General features: G+C 47.7%; 16 protein-coding genes and 1 pseudogene. 12 read left to right on the top strand and 5 right to left on the bottom strand.

The genetic code is table 11. The annotated features are described in order from the left end of the window. Positions 1–22 precede the first annotated feature (22 nt). From KDW_RS04925 to KDW_RS04910, 4 genes and pseudogenes are all read left to right on the top strand, one after another. Entirely contained in the window at positions 23–1,705 is a 1,683-nt protein-coding gene (locus KDW_RS04925; RefSeq protein ID WP_233097618.1) for a RecQ family ATP-dependent DNA helicase, read from the top strand. A gap of 198 nt (positions 1,706–1,903) precedes the next feature. Further along, positions 1,904–2,985: pseudogene (locus tag KDW_RS04920) on the top strand (ABC transporter ATP-binding protein). A 27-nt stretch (positions 2,986–3,012) separates the two neighbouring features. Then, positions 3,013–4,038 carry an ABC transporter ATP-binding protein gene (locus KDW_RS04915; RefSeq protein ID WP_151754928.1) on the top strand — a complete coding sequence of 342 codons (1,026 nt, stop codon included), beginning with the start codon at positions 3,013–3,015 and terminating at the stop codon, positions 4,036–4,038. Between the two features lie 142 nt (positions 4,039–4,180). Beyond that, positions 4,181–4,690: a vitamin K epoxide reductase family protein gene (locus tag KDW_RS04910; protein ID WP_151754927.1), complete on the top strand. Its 510-nt coding sequence runs from the start codon at positions 4,181–4,183 to the stop codon at positions 4,688–4,690. On the opposite strand, the gene KDW_RS31560 is transcribed toward KDW_RS04910, so the two are convergent. Genes KDW_RS31560 through KDW_RS04900 form a run of 3 tightly spaced genes read right to left on the bottom strand, consistent with a single transcriptional unit; the run spans position 4,687 to position 6,651 of the window. Continuing rightward, positions 4,687–4,860, bottom strand: coding sequence for an MOSC domain-containing protein (locus KDW_RS31560; protein ID WP_162004959.1), 174 nt, complete (start codon positions 4,858–4,860; stop codon positions 4,687–4,689). The genes KDW_RS04910 and KDW_RS31560 overlap by 4 nt on opposite strands. A gap of 29 nt (positions 4,861–4,889) precedes the next feature. Further along, a complete protein-coding gene (locus KDW_RS04905; RefSeq protein ID WP_151754926.1) occupies positions 4,890–5,681 on the bottom strand; it encodes an ABC transporter permease in 792 nt (263 codons plus the stop codon). Between the two features lies 1 nt (position 5,682). Then, positions 5,683–6,651, bottom strand: coding sequence for an ABC transporter ATP-binding protein (locus tag KDW_RS04900; RefSeq protein WP_151754925.1), 969 nt, complete (start codon positions 6,649–6,651; stop codon positions 5,683–5,685). A 289-nt stretch (positions 6,652–6,940) separates the two neighbouring features. Between KDW_RS04900 and KDW_RS04895 the strand changes: the two genes are divergently transcribed. The 4 genes from KDW_RS04895 (at position 6,941) to guaB (ending at position 12,790) form a co-directional block, all read left to right on the top strand. Then, positions 6,941–8,098: an AAA family ATPase gene (locus tag KDW_RS04895; RefSeq protein ID WP_151754924.1), complete on the top strand. Its 1,158-nt coding sequence runs from the start codon at positions 6,941–6,943 to the stop codon at positions 8,096–8,098. A 3-nt stretch (positions 8,099–8,101) separates the two neighbouring features. Further along, the gene (locus KDW_RS04885) at positions 8,102–10,378 is read left to right on the top strand and encodes an ATP-binding protein (RefSeq protein WP_162004958.1); all 2,277 of its coding nucleotides are present in this window, start codon (positions 8,102–8,104) and stop codon (positions 10,376–10,378) included. A gap of 344 nt (positions 10,379–10,722) precedes the next feature. After that, positions 10,723–10,890: a lmo0937 family membrane protein gene (locus KDW_RS04880; RefSeq protein ID WP_151754922.1), complete on the top strand. Its 168-nt coding sequence runs from the start codon at positions 10,723–10,725 to the stop codon at positions 10,888–10,890. A 397-nt stretch (positions 10,891–11,287) separates the two neighbouring features. Further along, positions 11,288–12,790 (top strand): IMP dehydrogenase, encoded by a 1,503-nt coding sequence (gene guaB, locus KDW_RS04875; RefSeq protein ID WP_151754921.1) that lies wholly within the window; start codon positions 11,288–11,290, stop codon positions 12,788–12,790. Positions 12,791–12,827: 37 nt separating this feature from the next. Here guaB and KDW_RS04870 read toward each other — a convergent pair whose 3' ends face one another. Beyond that, on the bottom strand, positions 12,828–13,379 hold the full coding sequence (locus KDW_RS04870; protein ID WP_151754920.1) for an N-acetylmuramoyl-L-alanine amidase: 552 nt from the start codon (positions 13,377–13,379) through the stop codon (positions 12,828–12,830). A gap of 293 nt (positions 13,380–13,672) precedes the next feature. Between KDW_RS04870 and KDW_RS04865 the strand changes: the two genes are divergently transcribed. The 4 genes from KDW_RS04865 (at position 13,673) to KDW_RS33630 (ending at position 15,400) form a co-directional block, all read left to right on the top strand. Further along, positions 13,673–14,038: a roadblock/LC7 domain-containing protein gene (locus KDW_RS04865; protein WP_151754919.1), complete on the top strand. Its 366-nt coding sequence runs from the start codon at positions 13,673–13,675 to the stop codon at positions 14,036–14,038. Positions 14,039–14,099: 61 nt separating this feature from the next. After that, positions 14,100–14,594, top strand: a complete 495-nt coding sequence (locus tag KDW_RS04860; protein WP_126626057.1) for a roadblock/LC7 domain-containing protein — start codon at positions 14,100–14,102, stop codon at positions 14,592–14,594. 15 nt (positions 14,595–14,609) lie between these two features. Beyond that, positions 14,610–15,185 (top strand): GTP-binding protein, encoded by a 576-nt coding sequence (locus KDW_RS04855; protein ID WP_151754918.1) that lies wholly within the window; start codon positions 14,610–14,612, stop codon positions 15,183–15,185. Between the two features lie 47 nt (positions 15,186–15,232). Continuing rightward, positions 15,233–15,400: a hypothetical protein gene (locus tag KDW_RS33630; protein ID WP_233097615.1), complete on the top strand. Its 168-nt coding sequence runs from the start codon at positions 15,233–15,235 to the stop codon at positions 15,398–15,400. Here the strand turns inward: KDW_RS33630 and KDW_RS04850 are convergent. Next, on the bottom strand, positions 15,395–17,872 hold the full coding sequence (locus KDW_RS04850; protein ID WP_151754917.1) for an AMP-binding protein: 2,478 nt from the start codon (positions 17,870–17,872) through the stop codon (positions 15,395–15,397). The genes KDW_RS33630 and KDW_RS04850 overlap by 6 nt on opposite strands. Positions 17,873–18,052 lie beyond the last annotated feature (180 nt).

Raw genomic sequence — 18,052 nt, 5'->3', positions numbered from 1 at the left:
TTGCAATGGTGCAGTAAACGCAATGGCACACCACATCACTGATGAACGGATGACGACGAGGATGATTAGAAGAAAGAGCACACGACAGCTCGAACGCATTACTCGTGAAAAATTTGGTTATGAAGAGTTGCGGCCAGGGCAGGCAGCAGCTATCCGCTCGATTCTTGACGGTAACGATACCATTGCTATTTTGCCCACAGGATTAGGGAAATCTTTGATCTATCAGGTCACCACGTTGATGCTCAAAGGACCAGCGATTATTGTTTCTCCTTTGATTGCCTTGCAACGTGACCAGGTTGAAGCCATCGATGATTTAAAGCTCGGCAAGGCGGCTCTGATCAACTCGACCATGCGCGAGCCAGAGCGTCAGAAGGTCCTGGAGCAGCTTAAAGATGGGACCCTCAACTTTCTCTTCCTGGCTCCCGAGCAATTTAATAGCGAGGAACTTGTTACTCAGCTACAAGCGGCCCGGCCAGCTCTCTTTGTCATTGATGAAGCACACTGTATCAGTGAATGGGGCCATGATTTCCGGCCTGAGTACCTGCGCCTGAGCGCGATTATCGATGCCCTTGGCCATCCAACTGTGGTAGCCTTAACCGCGACGGCGGCTCCCCTGGTGCGTGAAGAAATCATTGAGCGCCTGCAACTAAAAAATCCCCAGATGATTGTACAGGGTTTTGATCGACCTAATATCTGGCTGGGCGTTGAGAAATTCCGCGAAGAAGCGGATAAAAAGAAAGCCCTGCTCGAACGTGTGCTGGAATCCGAGCGGCCTGGCATCATCTATACCGCCACGCGCAAGCATGCTGAAGAAATCTCTAATGCACTGTGTGCATTGGATGTGAAGGCTGCCTATTATCACGCAGGCATGCGGCCCGTCGAGCGCGAGCAGGTGCAGTCCCAGTTTATGGATGATGAGATTGAAGTTATCGTTGCCACCGTTGCTTTTGGTATGGGTATAGACAAACCCAACGTGCGTTTTGTCTATCACTATGATATCAGCGACTCGCTCGATTCCTATTATCAGGAAGTTGGTCGTGCCGGACGTGATGGCCTGCCTGCACGTGCCATCCTCTTTTATCGTACCGAAGATCTGCGTATCCACCGTTTCTTCGCTGGAGCCGGTCGTATCGACATTGACCAGGTAGAACTTGTGGCACGCATAATCCAGGACCAGCCCGAACCAGTTACCCTGCAAGAACTGGCGGCTGAGACACATCTCTCGCGCTCAAAACTGGCCGAGGCCCTGACACGCCTGGAAGAGAGCGGAGCTATCAAATCTCTCCCCACTGGCGAAGTTATCTCCAATGGTGTCATTGACAATCTCGATGAAGTAACTCAGGCGGCTATGGATGCGCACCATTCTCGTCGCGAATTTGATCGCTCACGCATCGAGATGATCCGCTGCTATGCTGAAGTTGGCGACTGCCGTCGCGAATTCCTGTTAAACTACTTTGGTGAAAATCAGGAGCAGCAGCCCTGTGCAAACTGTGATAATTGTGACGCAGGCATCATTGTGATAGAAGACATCAATAGTCTACCCTTCCCCATTAACTCTAAAGTCGTGCACAAAAGTTGGGGAGGTGGCCTGGTCCTGCGCTATGAAGGCGATAAAATGGTTGTCCTGTTCGATGAAGTTGGCTATAAAACGCTTTTTGTAGATTTGATCGTTGAGCGCGGGCTACTGGCGGCCTCTTTATCCTGATGCGCCAGCATTTCTTCACTTTTTTGGCTTCCCTGGCGTCTTTTATGGTAGAAGCAATTTTTTTGCTCTCTGCTTCCATCCGAAGCGGATAGAAAACGGTAATCGTATAAGGTATAAGTAGCAGGGTGGATAGGTAGGCCTGGCAATTTCCGTCTCGATCCCGTTGAAAGCATCTTTTCAGCCAAAGGAGAGTTGAATTTGAAGGAATATTTGCTGGATGTTCAGGATTTAAAGACCTATTTTAAGACGCGGAGTGGCTATGTACACGCAGTCGATGGCGTCAGTTTCTCAGTCGCAGCTGGTGAAAAAGTCGCGATTGTGGGTGAGAGTGGTTGTGGTAAAAGTGTGACGGCCCTCTCAATTATGCGCCTGGTTGCACAGCCACCCGGAGAGTATGTGGGAGGCACGATCAACTTTGCCGGTCAGGATTTACTGGATGTTTCGGAAAAAACCATGCGTAGCGTGCGTGGTGGCCAGATCGGCATGATCTTTCAGGATCCTATGGCCTGCCTCAATCCAACCATGACGATTGGTAAGCAGATCGCGGAAGGCCTGAAGATCCATTTGAAACTCCGCTCTGATGAGGCCCGGCGGCGAGCCATTGCTTTATTGGAGCAGGTGGGTATTCCAGCAGCCCGTGAGCGCATTGATGCTTATCCCCATCAATTCAGTGGTGGTATGCGTCAACGTGTAATGATTGCCATCGCCCTGGCCTGTAATCCGCAGCTTTTGATCGCTGATGAGCCCACCACCGCCCTGGATGTAACCGTGCAGGCTCAGATCCTTGAATTGATTGACGGAGTGTGCAAAGACCTGGGGACCTCATTGATTCTGATTACCCATGATCTTGGCGTTGTCGCTGGTATCGCCGATCGTGTCATCGTCATGTATGCGGGCAAAGTTGTTGAAGAAGCTCCCACCGCCCAGCTTTTTGCCCATCCCAGCCATCCTTATACACTGGGACTCCTTTCCTCTGTGCCGCGTCTGGATGAAGCGCGCCAGCAGGAACTTAATACCATTGAAGGTTCGCCCCTGACCTGCTGCACCCACCCACCGGCTGTCCTTTTATGCCGCGCTGCTCGTTTGCCCGGGCTGCCTGTCAGGAAATGCCGCCCCTGGATCCTCTTGCCGATGATCCTACCCATCATAAAGCCTGCTGGGCCGATGTTACAGATCCCAGCCAGCAAGCTATGGCGCGCCAGCGACAGCAGGCTCGTCGTGAAGCCCTACAGGCAAAATTGCAGCCAGTAGGAGCCAGAGTCGCGACGCAGGACGCATAAGCTAGAGACAGAGAGGAGGCCTCTTAGATGACAGATACGCTCGTTGGCAACCAGCTTTTACTGGATGTCCGTAACCTGAAAAAGTATTTTCCCGTTACTCGTGGTATTATTTTTCAACATACCGTTGGTCAGGTGCGGGCCGTGGACGATGTCAGCTTTAGCATTGAACGTGGACAGACGTTGGGCCTGGTCGGTGAGAGTGGATCAGGTAAAACTACTATTGGCCGTACCATTGTGCGCCTCTATGAGCCCACCTCTGGGGAGATTCTGTTCTCGGGCAAGGATCTCGGGAAGGCCAGGAACGATGAGCTCTGGAATATGCGCCGTCAGGTCCAGATGGTCTTTCAGGATCCTTTCGCTTCGCTTAATCCACGCTTCACTATTGGATCCCTGGTTGCGGAACCCATGCATATTTATAAAATGGGCACAAAACAGGAGATCCAGGATCGTACCAAAGAGTTGCTCGATGTGGTAGGCCTGCGACCCGAATACATTGATCGTTATCCTCATGAGTTCAGTGGCGGTCAGCGTCAACGTATCGCTGTCGCCCGTGCACTGGCGCTCAATCCTGAATTGATCATTGCCGACGAGCCAGTCTCAGCGCTGGATGTCTCGGTACGTGCGCAAGTCTTGAATCTGTTACGAAGTCTGCAACGCCAGTTCAACCTGACCTACCTGTTTATCTCGCATGACCTCAGTGTTGTCCGTCATGTCGCTGATCGCGTCGCTGTTATGTACCTGGGCAAAATTGTAGAGATCGCCGACCGGGACGAACTCTATCTAGCACCTAAACATCCCTACACGCGCGCCTTACTCTCGGCCGTGCCTATTCCCGATCCGCAGATTGAGAAAAAGCGCCAGCGCATCATCCTCACCGGCGACCTGCCTAGTCCCATGCATATACCCACTGGCTGTCGTTTCCATACCCGCTGTCCGATGGCCCAGGATATTTGTAAGCAGGTTGAGCCAGCCTTTGAAGCCAAAGAGGGGCGCGAACATTATGCCGCCTGCCATTTTTCTGATCAGGTCACCTCGCCCATCGCAAAAGTATGACCTCTCAAAGGGTCCTGGAAAGCTCTGAATGATAGATGGAGATTGATTGACAGTTTGCAGAACTCAGCATATGCTATCTACAGAACAACCAGCAGTGTAGACTGTCATAACGGTTAAACATACAGACAAAAAAGAGGTGCGAATGACGGATGTGCGTAGATTTGGTGCTCAACTCACCTATCTTATACTTTCAGTAGTCGGCGTAGCGATTTCCATCTATTTAACCATTGCCCATTATGATAAGGTGCCCGTTGCCTGCTCTACGAGTGGAGTGATTAATTGTGAACGTGTCCTCTCCAGCTCCTTCTCGGTAGTACCCGGTACCACGATTCCCATCTCGGTTCCAGGATTACTCTGGTTTGTGGTCAGTGGCATTCTGGCCTTTCTGGCCTGGCGCGTCTGGCCAGAGCGACGGCAGCTCAAGCTCATCGAGGTAGCCTGGTTTGGGATAGGCGTGTTGACCGCTCTCTATCTGGTCTATGCCGAGCTTGTCTACCTGCATAATATTTGCGCCTGGTGTACAGCGCTCCACATAATCATGCTCGTCATGTTCTTACTGGCAATCTTCCAATTGACGCAGCCAGAACCATATGAAGAAGAGTATGAAGAAGACGAGTTAGAGGTACGTCAGGTCAGCAGTCGCTCCAACTAATCATAATTCGTATGCTTACAGGGTATCCGAACTTCAGTAAGTTCGAGTAACGCCTCACCAACCGACAAGCGGGTACCCAGGGGCACCTGCATCAAGGTTAGCCCCTGGAGCACAATATTCTCACCCATTGTGCCCGGTCCTAAATGGATATCGCTGGTTGCGATATCCATTTAGGACTGAACCATTTATTTCCTTTACCTTACTCCCATTTAAACGTGCGCATCGCCACTAGCAGGATCACCACAGCCCATACTGCCAGCAAGACGAGTGGATATACCGGGAGCGTGCCACCGGCCGTCATTGTCTGTTGTAGTGCCTGCGTGAGCGCGGATGCTGGTAGCAGTTGTGCTACGGCAGCGATGGGTGCAGGAAGATGTTCCAGTGGCAGGATTCCACCACCCAGCAGGATAAATACCAGGAAGAGTGCGTTGGCTCCGGCCAGCGTCATTTCAGCACGTAAGGCACCGGCCATGGCCAGACCAAGCGCTGAAAATGTGACGGTTCCCAGGGCTAGCGCGAGCAGTGCCAGAGGTAGTGAGCCGACTGGTCGCCAGCCATAGAAAGCAATGGCTACGCCGATCAAGAGCGCTACCTGCACCACCTCCAGTACTAGAATCGAGATAATCTTCGCAATAATCAAGCGACTACGTGACAGTGGCGAGCTACCCAGGCGTTTGAGCACCCCATAGTAGCGCTCATAAGCTGTCGCGATACCTAGATTTACCATTCCAGCGGCCATAATCGCAATCGCCAGGATACCAGGCAACAGAAATGTTGCGGCACTTCCACCCTGTTTGACTGGAATAATATTGAGTGAAGCAAAGAAAATTAGCAGCATCACTGGAATAATCAAGGTGACCAGTACATTCTCGCCGCGTCGGCTGGTCAATAATAATTCGAATTGTGTCTGTTTAAGTATCTGCCGACCTGCCGATGCTGGTGTGTTCTGGCGTGGCGTCGACTCGGTCGTTAAAGATGTCTGTGTGGCCATATTAGTCTCGTACCTCTGATCCAGTTAAGCGTAAGAATAGATCCTCTAAAGAGCCATGACCGACCCGTAACTCTGAGAGAGGAATAGCCTGATCGCGCAGCCATGTCGTCAATTCGACCAGCAAGGCTGGAATATCATCCGTTTCAAGTACATAGCTACCAGCTCGTACCTCCTCAGCCTTCTGTACAGATGGTAAAGCTGTCAATTGCCGACAATCCAGGCCTTCCGGAGCGACAAAGCGCACCACATTGGCGTTCTGTCCGCTAGTCAGGTTGGCTGGAGTATCCAGAGCGATCAACTGACCATGATCGATAATGGCTACCCGATCGGCCAGGCGTTCTGCTTCATCCATCAAATGAGTTGTCAGCAAGATCGTCACGCCATTGCGCTTCAACTCGCGCACAATCTCCCAGGTAGTCTGGCGAGCCTGTGGATCCATGCCCGCTGTTGGCTCATCCAGAAAGACCAATTCTGGATTGCCGATCAATGCTACTGCCAGTGCCAGTCGTCGCTTTTGTCCACCCGACAGACGGCGGCAGCGTGTTTTCGCCGCATCAGTCAGTCCGACGCGCTCAAGGAGCGCATCCACATCCTGTGGTTGTGTATAATAGCCAGCGAAGAGGCGCAAGACCTCGCGAGCTGTCAACGCTGGATAGAGACCATCCTGTTGCAGCATGACTCCGATGCGTGGCTTTAATGCTTCCGCCTGTTTGATCGGGTCAAGGCCAAGCACTCGGATCGTGCCTGTATCGGGAGCGCGATAGCCCTCCAGTGTTTCGACCGTTGTGGTCTTGCCCGCGCCATTAGGACCGAGCAGGGCAAAAACCTCACCAGGCTGAACCTGGAATGTTAATGCATCGACAACGCGATGCGTGCCATAACTTTTGCTGAAATTCTCAACGACAATGGTCGCTCGCTCGTTTTGCGCCGTCTGAGCCACCGTTGTCGTTGTCTGCGTCTGAGCAGACATAAGAGTTACTCCTTTTATCTACAACCATCCCTTTTCTTCTACCTACACAAATATCCCGAAGACTATGGGAGGGTTAAACAGCCAGAAATCCAGTAATCCTTTTGTAATAAAGTACAGCAGTTTTGGCAAGATGACAAGCCGGACGATTCAAGCATATTAGATAACAAGAAATATACGATCTGCACCAGTGATATACATGTTTATGTATGTCAAAAATTAAGTACATATTGCCATGCAATAATAATCGTTATATACTAAAATACATAATAATAAATTGCGGGAGTTAAGGATGACAACCCCTTCGCGATCACAAAAGCCAGTTGTTATACCACCTTTTTGGATTCGCCTATGCCATCGACTCTGTAAAGGATTAAGCTTCTTCTGGATTGTCATTGTATTAGGTTTAGCAATCAACATTATATCGACTCGAATGACCTCAAGTACAGATTTTGCCCCTAATACTCCTGTTGGTTGGATGGAGCAGCATCTCAGCATTACAATTGCTATAGGAGTCGTCCTGGTTATCATAACAGCAATAATATTTGTTGTTGATCATCGTACTGCGTCAGCATCATTAGCATCATTAGCATCGGCAGAAAAGTCAGGACAACCTTACTTTTCGTTTAACGAATCTCTAAGTGATCCAGATGAGTTTTATGGTCGGGCGGCAGCAAGAAACACGCTGATTACGCGTCTAGCAAAAAAAGGATCCAGCTCGATTATCGGTGAGCGCCGCATCGGTAAGACCTGGCTCCTGGAGTATCTACAGTTAGTGGCGCCTACGCATAATCCCTCCTATCGAGTTGTGAGGGTCAGCGCCACATATCCAACATGTAAGAACCAGGCTAGCTTTGTGCTACATGTGCTGACGCAGTTTAATATATCGATATCTGCAAATGTTTCAGGCATGATGCCACTTGCACAATTGGCACAGGCGATACGTGGAATGATAAATATGGGAATACGCCCAGTTCTTTGCATTGATGAATTTGAAGGATTTAATGATAGGCAGGAGTTTAATCACGAATTCTTTGATGGCCTTCGTGCTCTGGCACAGGATGATGGGCTAGTTCTGGTTACCGCCAGCAAACATCCTTTGAAAGAAATCATTGAAGGATTGACCGGGCAGACCAGTCCGCTCTTCAATATAGTGCAGCAAATTACGCTCAAGCCTTTTACAGAACAGGAGGCGCGAGATTTTGTAGAGAATAAAGGGCAACAAGCTGGTTTTAATAAGAAAGAGCGAGAGGCATTTTTGCAGTGGGGGGCACGTCATAAGCCTTCCGGAGAGTGCTACTGGCCACCGTTACACCTACAATTGGTTGGTAAAATGCTGCTGGAGGATAAACAGTCTCAGGAGGATAATTTGAATGTGGACGATACATATTATGAAAATAATTTTAAGCACAGATTAGATGAAACATATCAGGCAGTAGTCAAGGAGTAAATAATGATAGAACGACAGATATCAAAAGTAAGAGCCTTGCGCCTGATGTTCTACGCATTTTTTCAACCCACCTATCTGATCAGAGAACTGCAGCCAGCAACCTACAGGCAACGTTTGCAAGTGATGGCACGAATGGCTCTGCCTATATTTTTGATTGATTACTTCATTGTGCTTGTTGTCAATGTGGCATGCATGTTTTTTCATTTAGTCTATTATAGAGATATGTTTAGCTTTCTTTGGTCCCCAATTGTTGGAATACTATTTGTAATAGTATTTGCTACTGTGTTGGGTATAGGGGTTGGGGTAGCATCAGGAATAACATTTGGTATAGGGGTTGGGATAGGGATAGGATTAGGGTCTGGAATAATAGGAGGGATAGGGATAGGGTTAGGAGCTGGAATAGCTTTTTGTGTAATGTTTGGCATAAGAGGTGGCATAGCAATTGCAACAGCAATTGCAGTAGGAGTTGCATTGATAGAAGGGATAAGTGCTGATCCAACATTTGTGGTAGTTGTTTGGATAGCTAGTATCATGGGGGCATATCGAATCCCGTTTTATTTGATAAGTGGAACTTCTGTATTTTATACATATTTAATTAGTAGGAATCGGTCGAATGAATCTTTGATGTTATTGAAGCATTCAGCGTTGTATTGGGATGAACGCGTTTATCTTCCATTACCTTTTTTGAAACATACACTGTTGCTGGCTTATAGTGAACAACCACAGCAAACTCTGGAGGAGATTGCTTTTATTGTAGCTGAGCGGCCATTACAGTTACGGGCGGCTCGGAATGCAGCGCTAGAGATTGCGATCCAAGATTTGGAAGGATGTACCACTATTAAGCATATCTCAGGAGTTACGCATAATCTGAATGAGATTCTGCCGCCAGAAACAAAGCTGAGTAATCCAGTCTGGTCGAGTGCGTTGACCAGGCTGAGCGATGCCAGTCGTGAAGCTATGAGTAGCTTGCAGCCACTTGGTCAACAAGCCAGACTAAAAGCTATTGATAGAATGATTGACAATTTGCAAAAAATTCATCCTAATATCGCATTTCGTGACCAGAGTTTGAATCGCCGCGTCAGGAAAATTATCGAAACCTGGCAAAAGGCTGCTTTGGAAGAACGAGCAATTCTCGAACGGATGGGCCAGGATATTGGTCACATAGATAATCCCTATAAACCTGGACAGGTATTGGAGCCACATGATCCCTTGTTTGTGGGGCGTAAAGATTTAGCATTGCAATTAGAGCAAGCATTGAATAAGGGTAATCGGCGTCCTACCCTATTATTGCAAGGTGAGCGGCGTATGGGAAAAACCAGTACTCTGCGCCAACTATCCTATGTATTGGGGGCCAGTTATATCCCCGTTGTCTATAATCTCCAGGATCCCAATATTTACGCTCGTACTGCTATTTTTCTAGGGATCATTGCCAGTGGTATCCAACAAGAACTGAGCCAGCGAGGCATTCACATAGAACCTATGGCCTTTGAGCGATTGCAGGCATCCAGCTATTTTAATGACTCTATGGCATACCTATTCTTTGAGGGATGGTTAAATAAAGTGGTTTATCTCCTGGAAGAAGGAGATTGCACTTTATTGCTTGCCTTTGATGAATTTGAGAAACTGGATGAGTATGCCTATAAAGGCTATCTGGACCTCAACATGTTTTTTGACTGGTGCCGGAAAACCATTCAATATAGACCTAGTATCATTCTTCTGTTTAGTGGCGTTCACGCTTTTAGCGATATGGGAACTCAAACAGGACTTAACTGGTCCAACTACTTCGTTAATGTTCAGACCCTCAAAGTCAGTTTTCTTAGCCAGTCTGAAGCCCGCCAGTTGATCTTGCATCCCAAACCAGGCTATCCAGGAGCTGAACTTTTTAGAGAAACTGTTGAGCATATTATTCAGCAAACTAATGGACATCCTTTTCTTGTTCAAGCTCTCTGTTCTCAACTCATCGATAACCTCAATGTTGATGAAAGAGACTATCTCGAAGCTAACGATATCTATTCTGCAGTCAATCAGCTTGTAGAATCCTGGGATGCCCACTTTGATGACCTCTGGAAACGTTGTGATGACAGCGAGCGTGCCTGTTTGCTCTATGTCAGTAATCAGTCGCAAGAAGTTAGCTGGAGCGACATTGAACAAGGAACGCAGCATAAAAATATTTCCAGGGCTTTGCGCATCCTTGCCAGGCGAGATTTGCTCATCAAAAACGAGTCAGGATACAGGATTTCTGCTCCCATCTTTCGTGTATGGGTTCAGCATAATGCCTGATATTAGATAGGTAAAGGACATAAAAAGGTAAGATTGTAGAGAAAAATTGTGCAGAATATCAGGTAGTGTTAGCGTTTGGTATAGATCCGATTCATCAAAAGCTACAGTCATGACCCATTCTCAATCCTTGCAAGGGGAAAACGTGAGGTTGGAGATCAAGAAGAAAGTCAGTGAATACCATACTGTACTATCCTAGTCCTTGTTATCTTTGCTGGTTTCGTGGGACTGCACATCTATTTTTGTTGACAATACGTATACACAGTAGTTATATAAAAACCATTTTCCTCATGGATAAGTGGTGAAGGTATTATTGTTCCTACACTTTTTGTCAAAGGAGATGCATCATGGTTGGTTTACTTTGGGTTGTTGCCGTTGTGCTCTTTATTCTCTGGTTACTTGGCTTCGTAGTTTTCCACGTTGCCGGTGGATTGATCCACCTTCTGCTCATTATCGCGGTTGTTGTTATCATCTACAACGTTGTGATGGGTAGCCGCGGTCGCCGAAGCTTATAAACAGAAGCTTTCGCCTGACGCGATAAATCAAAATCCTCTCCGCTATCATGGAGAGGATTTTTTTCTATTTCCTGGTCAGAAAGTGCTCTGCACCAACCAATAAAACAGAATGGGGGCGCCTGCGCTCCCCAGGCTGGCAGAAAACTCACCACTCCCATTGGGATGGGAGTCAGACACACTCTGATCTGAGAGCTGCTACAACATACATTTTATGCTGAGAGATGATTGTGATCTTATCTATTTGACGCTGCCTGATACTAGATGTTACACTATCAGGAATTCTTAAATCGCTTTACCTTATAAGCTGTCCAGGCGCGAGCCTGTTTTTTATCCAATGAAGGACCAGTACACGTTTTGGATGTGTGCTGGTGTTTTTTTAAGGAGGATGTCTTACACCATGTCTCTGGCACAGAATCCGGACTCCTTTGCCCAGAAGTTTGCTAAAGAAGGCCTCACATTTGACGATGTGCTGATTATACCAGCAGCCTCTTCTGTTCTTCCCCGCGAAGTCTCCACCCAAACACGTTTTACGCGCTCCATTAGCCTTAACATTCCTGTTGTTAGTGCCGCTATGGATACCGTTACCGAAGCTCGCCTGGCCATTGCTATGGCGCGTGAAGGTGGCATTGGTGTTATTCACAGTAATGCGTCCATTGAATTCCAGGCTCAAGAAGTTGATAAAGTCAAGCGTTCTGAGTCTGGTATGATCACTGATCCGATCACTCTTGAACCTGATGCGGCCTTAAGTGAGGCACTTATGGTCATGAAGCGTTTTCACATCTCCGGTATTCCTATCACTGAGCACGGCAGGCTGGTCGGTATCCTGACGAATCGTGATCTACGCTTCGAAAACAATCCAGAACGTCCAATCCTTGATCTGATGACTCGCGAAAATCTCGTTACCGTCCCCGTTGGTACCACCTTAGAGCAGGCCCGTGAAATCCTCCACCGCAGTAAAGTTGAAAAACTCCCCGTAGTCGATGATCATGGTATGCTTAAAGGCCTGATTACCATGAAGGATATTCAAAAGAAAATCCTCTATCCGAATGCCTCCAAGGATGAGTTTGGTCGTCTGCGTGTGGCCGCCGCTGTTGGCGTTGGCCCTGATTCGCTGGATCGTTGTGCCGCGCTGGTTGAAGAGGGTGTGGATGCGCTGGTTGTGGATACATCCCATGGTCATTCCAGAATGGTGATCGAGCGTGTTGCCCAGATCAGCGAGCGTTTCGGCAAAAAAGTGCAGCTTGTGGCTGGTAATGTCGTGACTGCTGAAGCCACCGAAGCCCTGATTGAAGCTGGTGTTGATGCTGTCAAAGTTGGTATTGGTGCTGGTTCAATCTGTACCACACGTATCATCTCCGGTGTCGGTATGGCTCAGATTACCGCTATCTACGATTGTGCCGCAGTGGCACGCCGTCATAACATTCCTATCATTGGTGATGGTGGTATCCAGTACTCAGGCGACATCGCCAAAGCCATCGTCGCTGGCTCAGATACCGTTATGTTAGGTAGTTTGCTCGCTGGTGTGGATGAGAGCCCAGGCGAACTGATTATCTCCCATGGTGAGCGCTTCAAAGACTATCGTGGTATGGGATCAATCGGTGCTATGAAGCAGCGTAGTTATAGCAAACATCGCTACTTCCAGGGCGAGGTTGATGAAAATGAACTGATCGCTGAAGGTATTGAGGCCCGCGTTCCCTATAAAGGCATGCTTGGACCCCTCGTGTACCAGCTGGTTGGCGGCTTACGGCAGGCTATGGGTTATGCTGGTGCGGCTACTATCCAGGACATGCAAGAGTATGCGCAATTTACACGCATCACCAATGCAGGTCTGCGCGAGAGCCATCCCCATGATGTCATGATTACTAAAGAAGCGCCCAATTACGGTACCAAGAATCGTTAAGTTTAAGAGAAGCCAGAGGCATCCAGTTCGGATGCCTCTATGCTACATGTTTATCTTGATGTGAGCGTATCTGGAGCACGCAAGAACGAAAAAAGTTCATCCCAGGGATACGGGCCAGGACAAAAGCTGCGATAGACAGGATCCATTGAAGAGTGCCCTGTGATCCCCCGGATGTATCGGCCTTGCGTTTAGGAATCTGGTGACGCTCACAGATACGCTGAATAAGCTGGAAACTCACTGTCTTTTGTATCTCTGTGAGCTCGTCCGAGTTATCGCGATGTGGTTTTACATGCTCGATAGAGATCGTCACATTATTTGGATTCAGGCTACGCGACCACCAGGGATCATGGCCTTCAGTGACTCCGCCATTTCCCCAGGCACCATGATGTTCGCGTACCGATTGTACAATCACGCCATCGCGACCAATCGTATAATGGGTGCTGACATCAGCCTGTTGGAAATAATAGCCAACTTCCTCCGCACTCGTAAAACCAGCGGTCCCATGCACTATAATCCAGCGCGGACGATGTCCGTCGCGATCAGGAAAATAATTGGTTGAAGGTATCCATAACGCCTGTAGTTCATCCATAAAAGCTCCTTGGACTACTGTCGTTCTTTTTCAAAGCCGCGTCTGAGCGGCATGCACGATTGTTTGTTATCGTCTCTTTATTGTACAGCAAGGGTAGGGTGACTTGCTCTATGGGTGAGAAAAAAGAATCGCGTGCAGGAAGAGAGAAAGTTTCTTTCTCATGGTCAGCGTGATTGATAGACATTAGCCAAGATGTCCCAAAGCATTGCGCTCGAATAGGACATCAGTTAGAATAACAAGGGTCCCAGACTCACCACCAGGAACAAGATCGCAACCACAATGCGGAGGAAACAATGGTTGATCTAAAACAGATGCTGAGCCGCTTCTTAGCAATACCAGGAGTCCGACAGGCAATTCTCGTTGGCCGGGATGGTCTGATGATCGAAGGCATGACACGAGAGGGCAAAGAGGACATGGAAGCGGTGGGTGCAATTACAACGACAAGCTTTAGCACCGCTGAGGCATTGGGGCAAGAGATAGGACGAGGAAGCGCAGTGGGGTTGCTCTTGGAATACGAAAACGGTATAGTGAGTGTTGATCCCCTGGGAGATTTTGCCTTAATGGTCACACTCTCAGATAATGCCTCGAATATTGGTCGCGTACGCCATCTGGTTAAAGCGAGTCGTAATGAAATTCTTGAGGCTCTAGATAAAGCTTAGCGCAACATAAAATGGTGTATTATACCTTATGCCAGACGTGTACACGGAGGGCGGCGCGTCCATGGAACAATTAACAAATCTTATCATTTCTGATCGCGAACTTGCTACAATTTCAGCTGTCTTGTTGAAGTTGATGAATGATACCAATGCCACATCTGCTATGCTGCTTGATAAAAGTGGCCAGGTTGTTGCCGTGCAAGGAACAGGTACACGTCGCAACGCAACAACCCTGGGAGCGCTGCTCGCTGGTGTCTTTTCATCATCACGAGAGGTTGCTAAACTTCTCGACGAAAAAGACTTCCGTAATATCTTTCAGCAGGGGGTGCAGGAAAACATCTACACCACCATGGTCGAAGAGCAATGGCTCCTGGTAATTATTTTTGATAAGCTAACGCATATCGGCCTGGTCAAAGTTCTGTCGAAAAAAGCTTCTGATGAACTTGGACGCACCCTTGAGCGTGTGCGTAGTGACACAACGCGCACAAAATCTTCGGTGCTCAATCTTCAGTTTCGCTCGTCCGTCGAAGATACCATCGATCTGCTTTTCCGCGATTAGAGGAACCTGTCGTTTATGGCTCTCATCAATATTGCTACCCATGAGATCCACTGTAAGATTGTGTATTACGGCATCGGATATTGTGGGAAGACAACCAATTTGCAACATGTGCATAAGAGCATTCATCCCAATGCCAGGGGTGACATGCTCTCTATTGCGACGGAGACAGAGCGTACTCTGTTCTTCGATTTCTTGCCCCTCGATCTGGGAACCGTGCATGGCTTTCGTACACGTTTCCATCTCTACACTGTACCGGGGCAAATTTTATATGAGCGCACCCGCCTGGCCGTGTTGAATGGTGCAGACGGAATTGTGTTTGTCGTCGATTCTCAAGCTGAGAAGTTTGAAGAAAACGTTCAAAGTATAGCCGAGCTAGAAATGAACATGCGTCGGATCGGGAAGAACCTGGCAACCTTTCCGCTGGTCATGCAGTGGAATAAGCGCGACATGCCCAATGCCGTGCCTGTAAATGTCCTGGAACATTACCTGAATCGCCGTCATGTCCCCAGCTTTGAGTCCGTGGCCGCTGATGGCCGTGGCGTGTTTGCCACGCTACGTTCAATCAGTAAAAACGTGATGGCCCAATTGTAATATTTATTTCTTTCATTGTATGTGGTTGGGAAGGGGATATAAAACCGTTGAGCAAGAATGTGGAGACCCACGTTCAGGCGATCGCTATTTTTGGTCTGGACTTTACCAGCGCCCCTTCTCTTCGCAAACCTATTACTTGCATGTGTTGTCAGCTAGAGTCCACCACACTTATTGTCGAGGACTCTCAGCTCTTCCCAGACTTCACCACCTTATAAAGCTATCATCGCCTGTTGTATTTCCTTTGTCGCCAACTCTATCGGTGTTTGCCTGGAGAATGTTAGAGGTTTGCCAATTTTTACCCAGATATTTTTTCTTTTTTTTGGAACATTTTCCAAGAGTGCTTCATCCATAGGCGGGAATATTTCGCGATAGGCAGGATCAATTTTAATTGGTACCACAGGCACATCCATGTGTGTCGCAATAAATCCTATCCCGGATTTAAATGGTTGCAGTTTCCCATCCTGAGAAATTCCACCTTCTGGAGCGATCAATATTGAAAAGCCGTTATCCAGAAAATCTCCAGTCAGCTCAAGCGATGCTTTAATATTTTGTCTGGTATCAAAAGGAAAGCCACCACCCCAGAATTCGACAAAAAATTGTCTCCATTCTTTCCATAAATCACGCGTTGCGGCTATCACTAGCTTTTGCCGTATTGCTACCGGCAGGGCGCGTACCGCACACACTGCGTCCATTACACCCATGTGGTTAAAATAAAAAACTGCTGGTAGCTCTAAACCAACCAGATTTTCTTGTCCCGTAATTTCCAGGGGAACGAACAGCGCGTGGAGCGGAAATACCAGTATATTTTGCAGCCAGGCTCTTAAATTCACAATCAACGGCTGATAATTGAGTGCATGGAATGGCAGTGCTGCAGGCACAACATCCGCATTCTGCATAAGTTCTCTTAATTGCGCTACAGTAGTATGTTCGGTGATCCTTGTTTCGGTAATCGCTACGCCTACATCTTGTTCTATTAAAGATAGCAGTTCGACTCTTTGTAACGAGTCTAAGGCCAGATCCGTCGTTAATACATTGGTTTCTTTAATCTGTGAAATGGATATTTTCTTCACCTGTGCGATAAGCGAGTGCAGGATATCGCTTCTGGCTAATTCACCCGATACTATCTTTTCTGTCCGACCTCCAATAACCGCGGCAACTCTGGCGCGATCAATCTTTAAAATAGGTGTTCGTGGAAAATCATCATGCTCCCATACACTCCAAGCCAAAATTTGCTCATGTGAAGAAAGCTGTCGGTTCACCTGGTGGATAATCTCATCCAACTTCTTTGGATACTTTGTAATCACCGCCGCGTGCACCTTTTCTCCTATCTCTTCTTCCACCCCGACTACGCAGGCTTCGCGCACAAGGGGGTGTGCATTCAATTTATTCTCAATATCTTCTGGATAAACCTTCTCACCGCCAGGTAACACAATTCTCAAAGCCTCTCGACCCGTGATATACAGATAGCCCTTTGTATCAAACCTGCCAATATCTCCTGTCCTGTACCAGCCGTTAGCAAAGACCTTTTGTGTCTTTTCCATATTCTGAAAATAGCCACTGGAGATATTGGGGCCTTTAGCTATAATTTCATGTGTGATAGGATCAAGCAATATTTGTACTCCTGGTAATGCCTTCCCCACAGATCCCAGGCGTTTCGCAGCTGGAGTATTGATAGTCAGAATAGCTGTTGTTTCCGTGGCTCCATAGCCTTCGTAAATCGAGATACCTGTATGCTCCCATTTTCTTGCAAGTTTGTTATTTAATGGAGCGGAGCCGCAGCCGAAAAATTGCAGGTGTTTTCCCAACTGCCGTCGCATCTGATAAAAGATGCGTCTCCTCATCCAGTGAGGAAGATACCCGGCGATCCATTGCAGACCTGACCAGAGATGGTATTGTTTTCTTTTTTCTATTTCTCGCTCTATTCCCGTCATCAGTAGTTGTAGCAATTGAGGGACAAGAGCCACCGAGGTAATCATATGTTTGTGTAGCGCAGCGGTGATACTCATCTGGTTGATACGTTCCAGATAGACAACTGTATTTCCCATTTGAAACAGGGCCAGAAAATCAACCACCTGCTCAAATGCATGGGAAAGTGGCAGTAAAGACAGCATGCAATATTCCTGTTTAAATGGAAATGTCTGACATAGCGCGCTCACATTCGCTAAAAAATTGCCGTGGGTCAGTATTACTCCTTTTGGGGTGCCAGTTGTACCGGACGTAAAAGCGATTTCGGCAAGATCAGCGGGACAAATTTCAGGAATTTCGTCAAGTTGGGGTAATGCCTGGACCAGTTCAATCAAATCTTCGAGGTAGTAGCTGTGCATGACTGTAGCGGGAAAGCCGCCTGCAATGAGCTTGCTTTTAAAACCCAGCTTACAGCGTGCTGTAGAGACAAAGAGCCCTCGCGTTTCCTCCGTCGTACGAATATCAATGGGGACTGCTATAATTCCCAGGAGCCAGCAAGCAAAATACAGAATTGGGTATTCCGGCATGTTTGACGCCCAGATGGCAATTGTATCGCCTTTTTGTAGGCTGTGTGCTCGTAAGAATGTTGCAGTTTTTAAGGACAGTGAGTAGACATTCGCAAAGCTTACTTTTTTTGTGCGAAAGTTGCGTCTAATTTCATAGGCAATACGTGCGTTATGTTGGTGAGCATACTCCTTGAGAAATTGACCTAAATTATTCATCAGCCATATCTCCTCTATAACACGTTTCCAGGGAGCATACTATGGTGGAGCGCATCGTGGTATGCTATGCGGATGTTTTTGCACTCATCCATAAGAGAAAGGATTGCTTTCAGGAGAATAGTTAGTGGCTATCACAATAGTGTCACAGCCACTATACATTGGCTACCGAACATATCACAG

It is taken from the genome of Dictyobacter vulcani (genome assembly GCF_008974265.1).
Taxonomy (GTDB): Bacteria; Chloroflexota; Ktedonobacteria; order Ktedonobacterales; family Ktedonobacteraceae; genus Dictyobacter; species Dictyobacter vulcani.
This window is presented reverse-complemented; position numbering and strand designations above follow the sequence as displayed.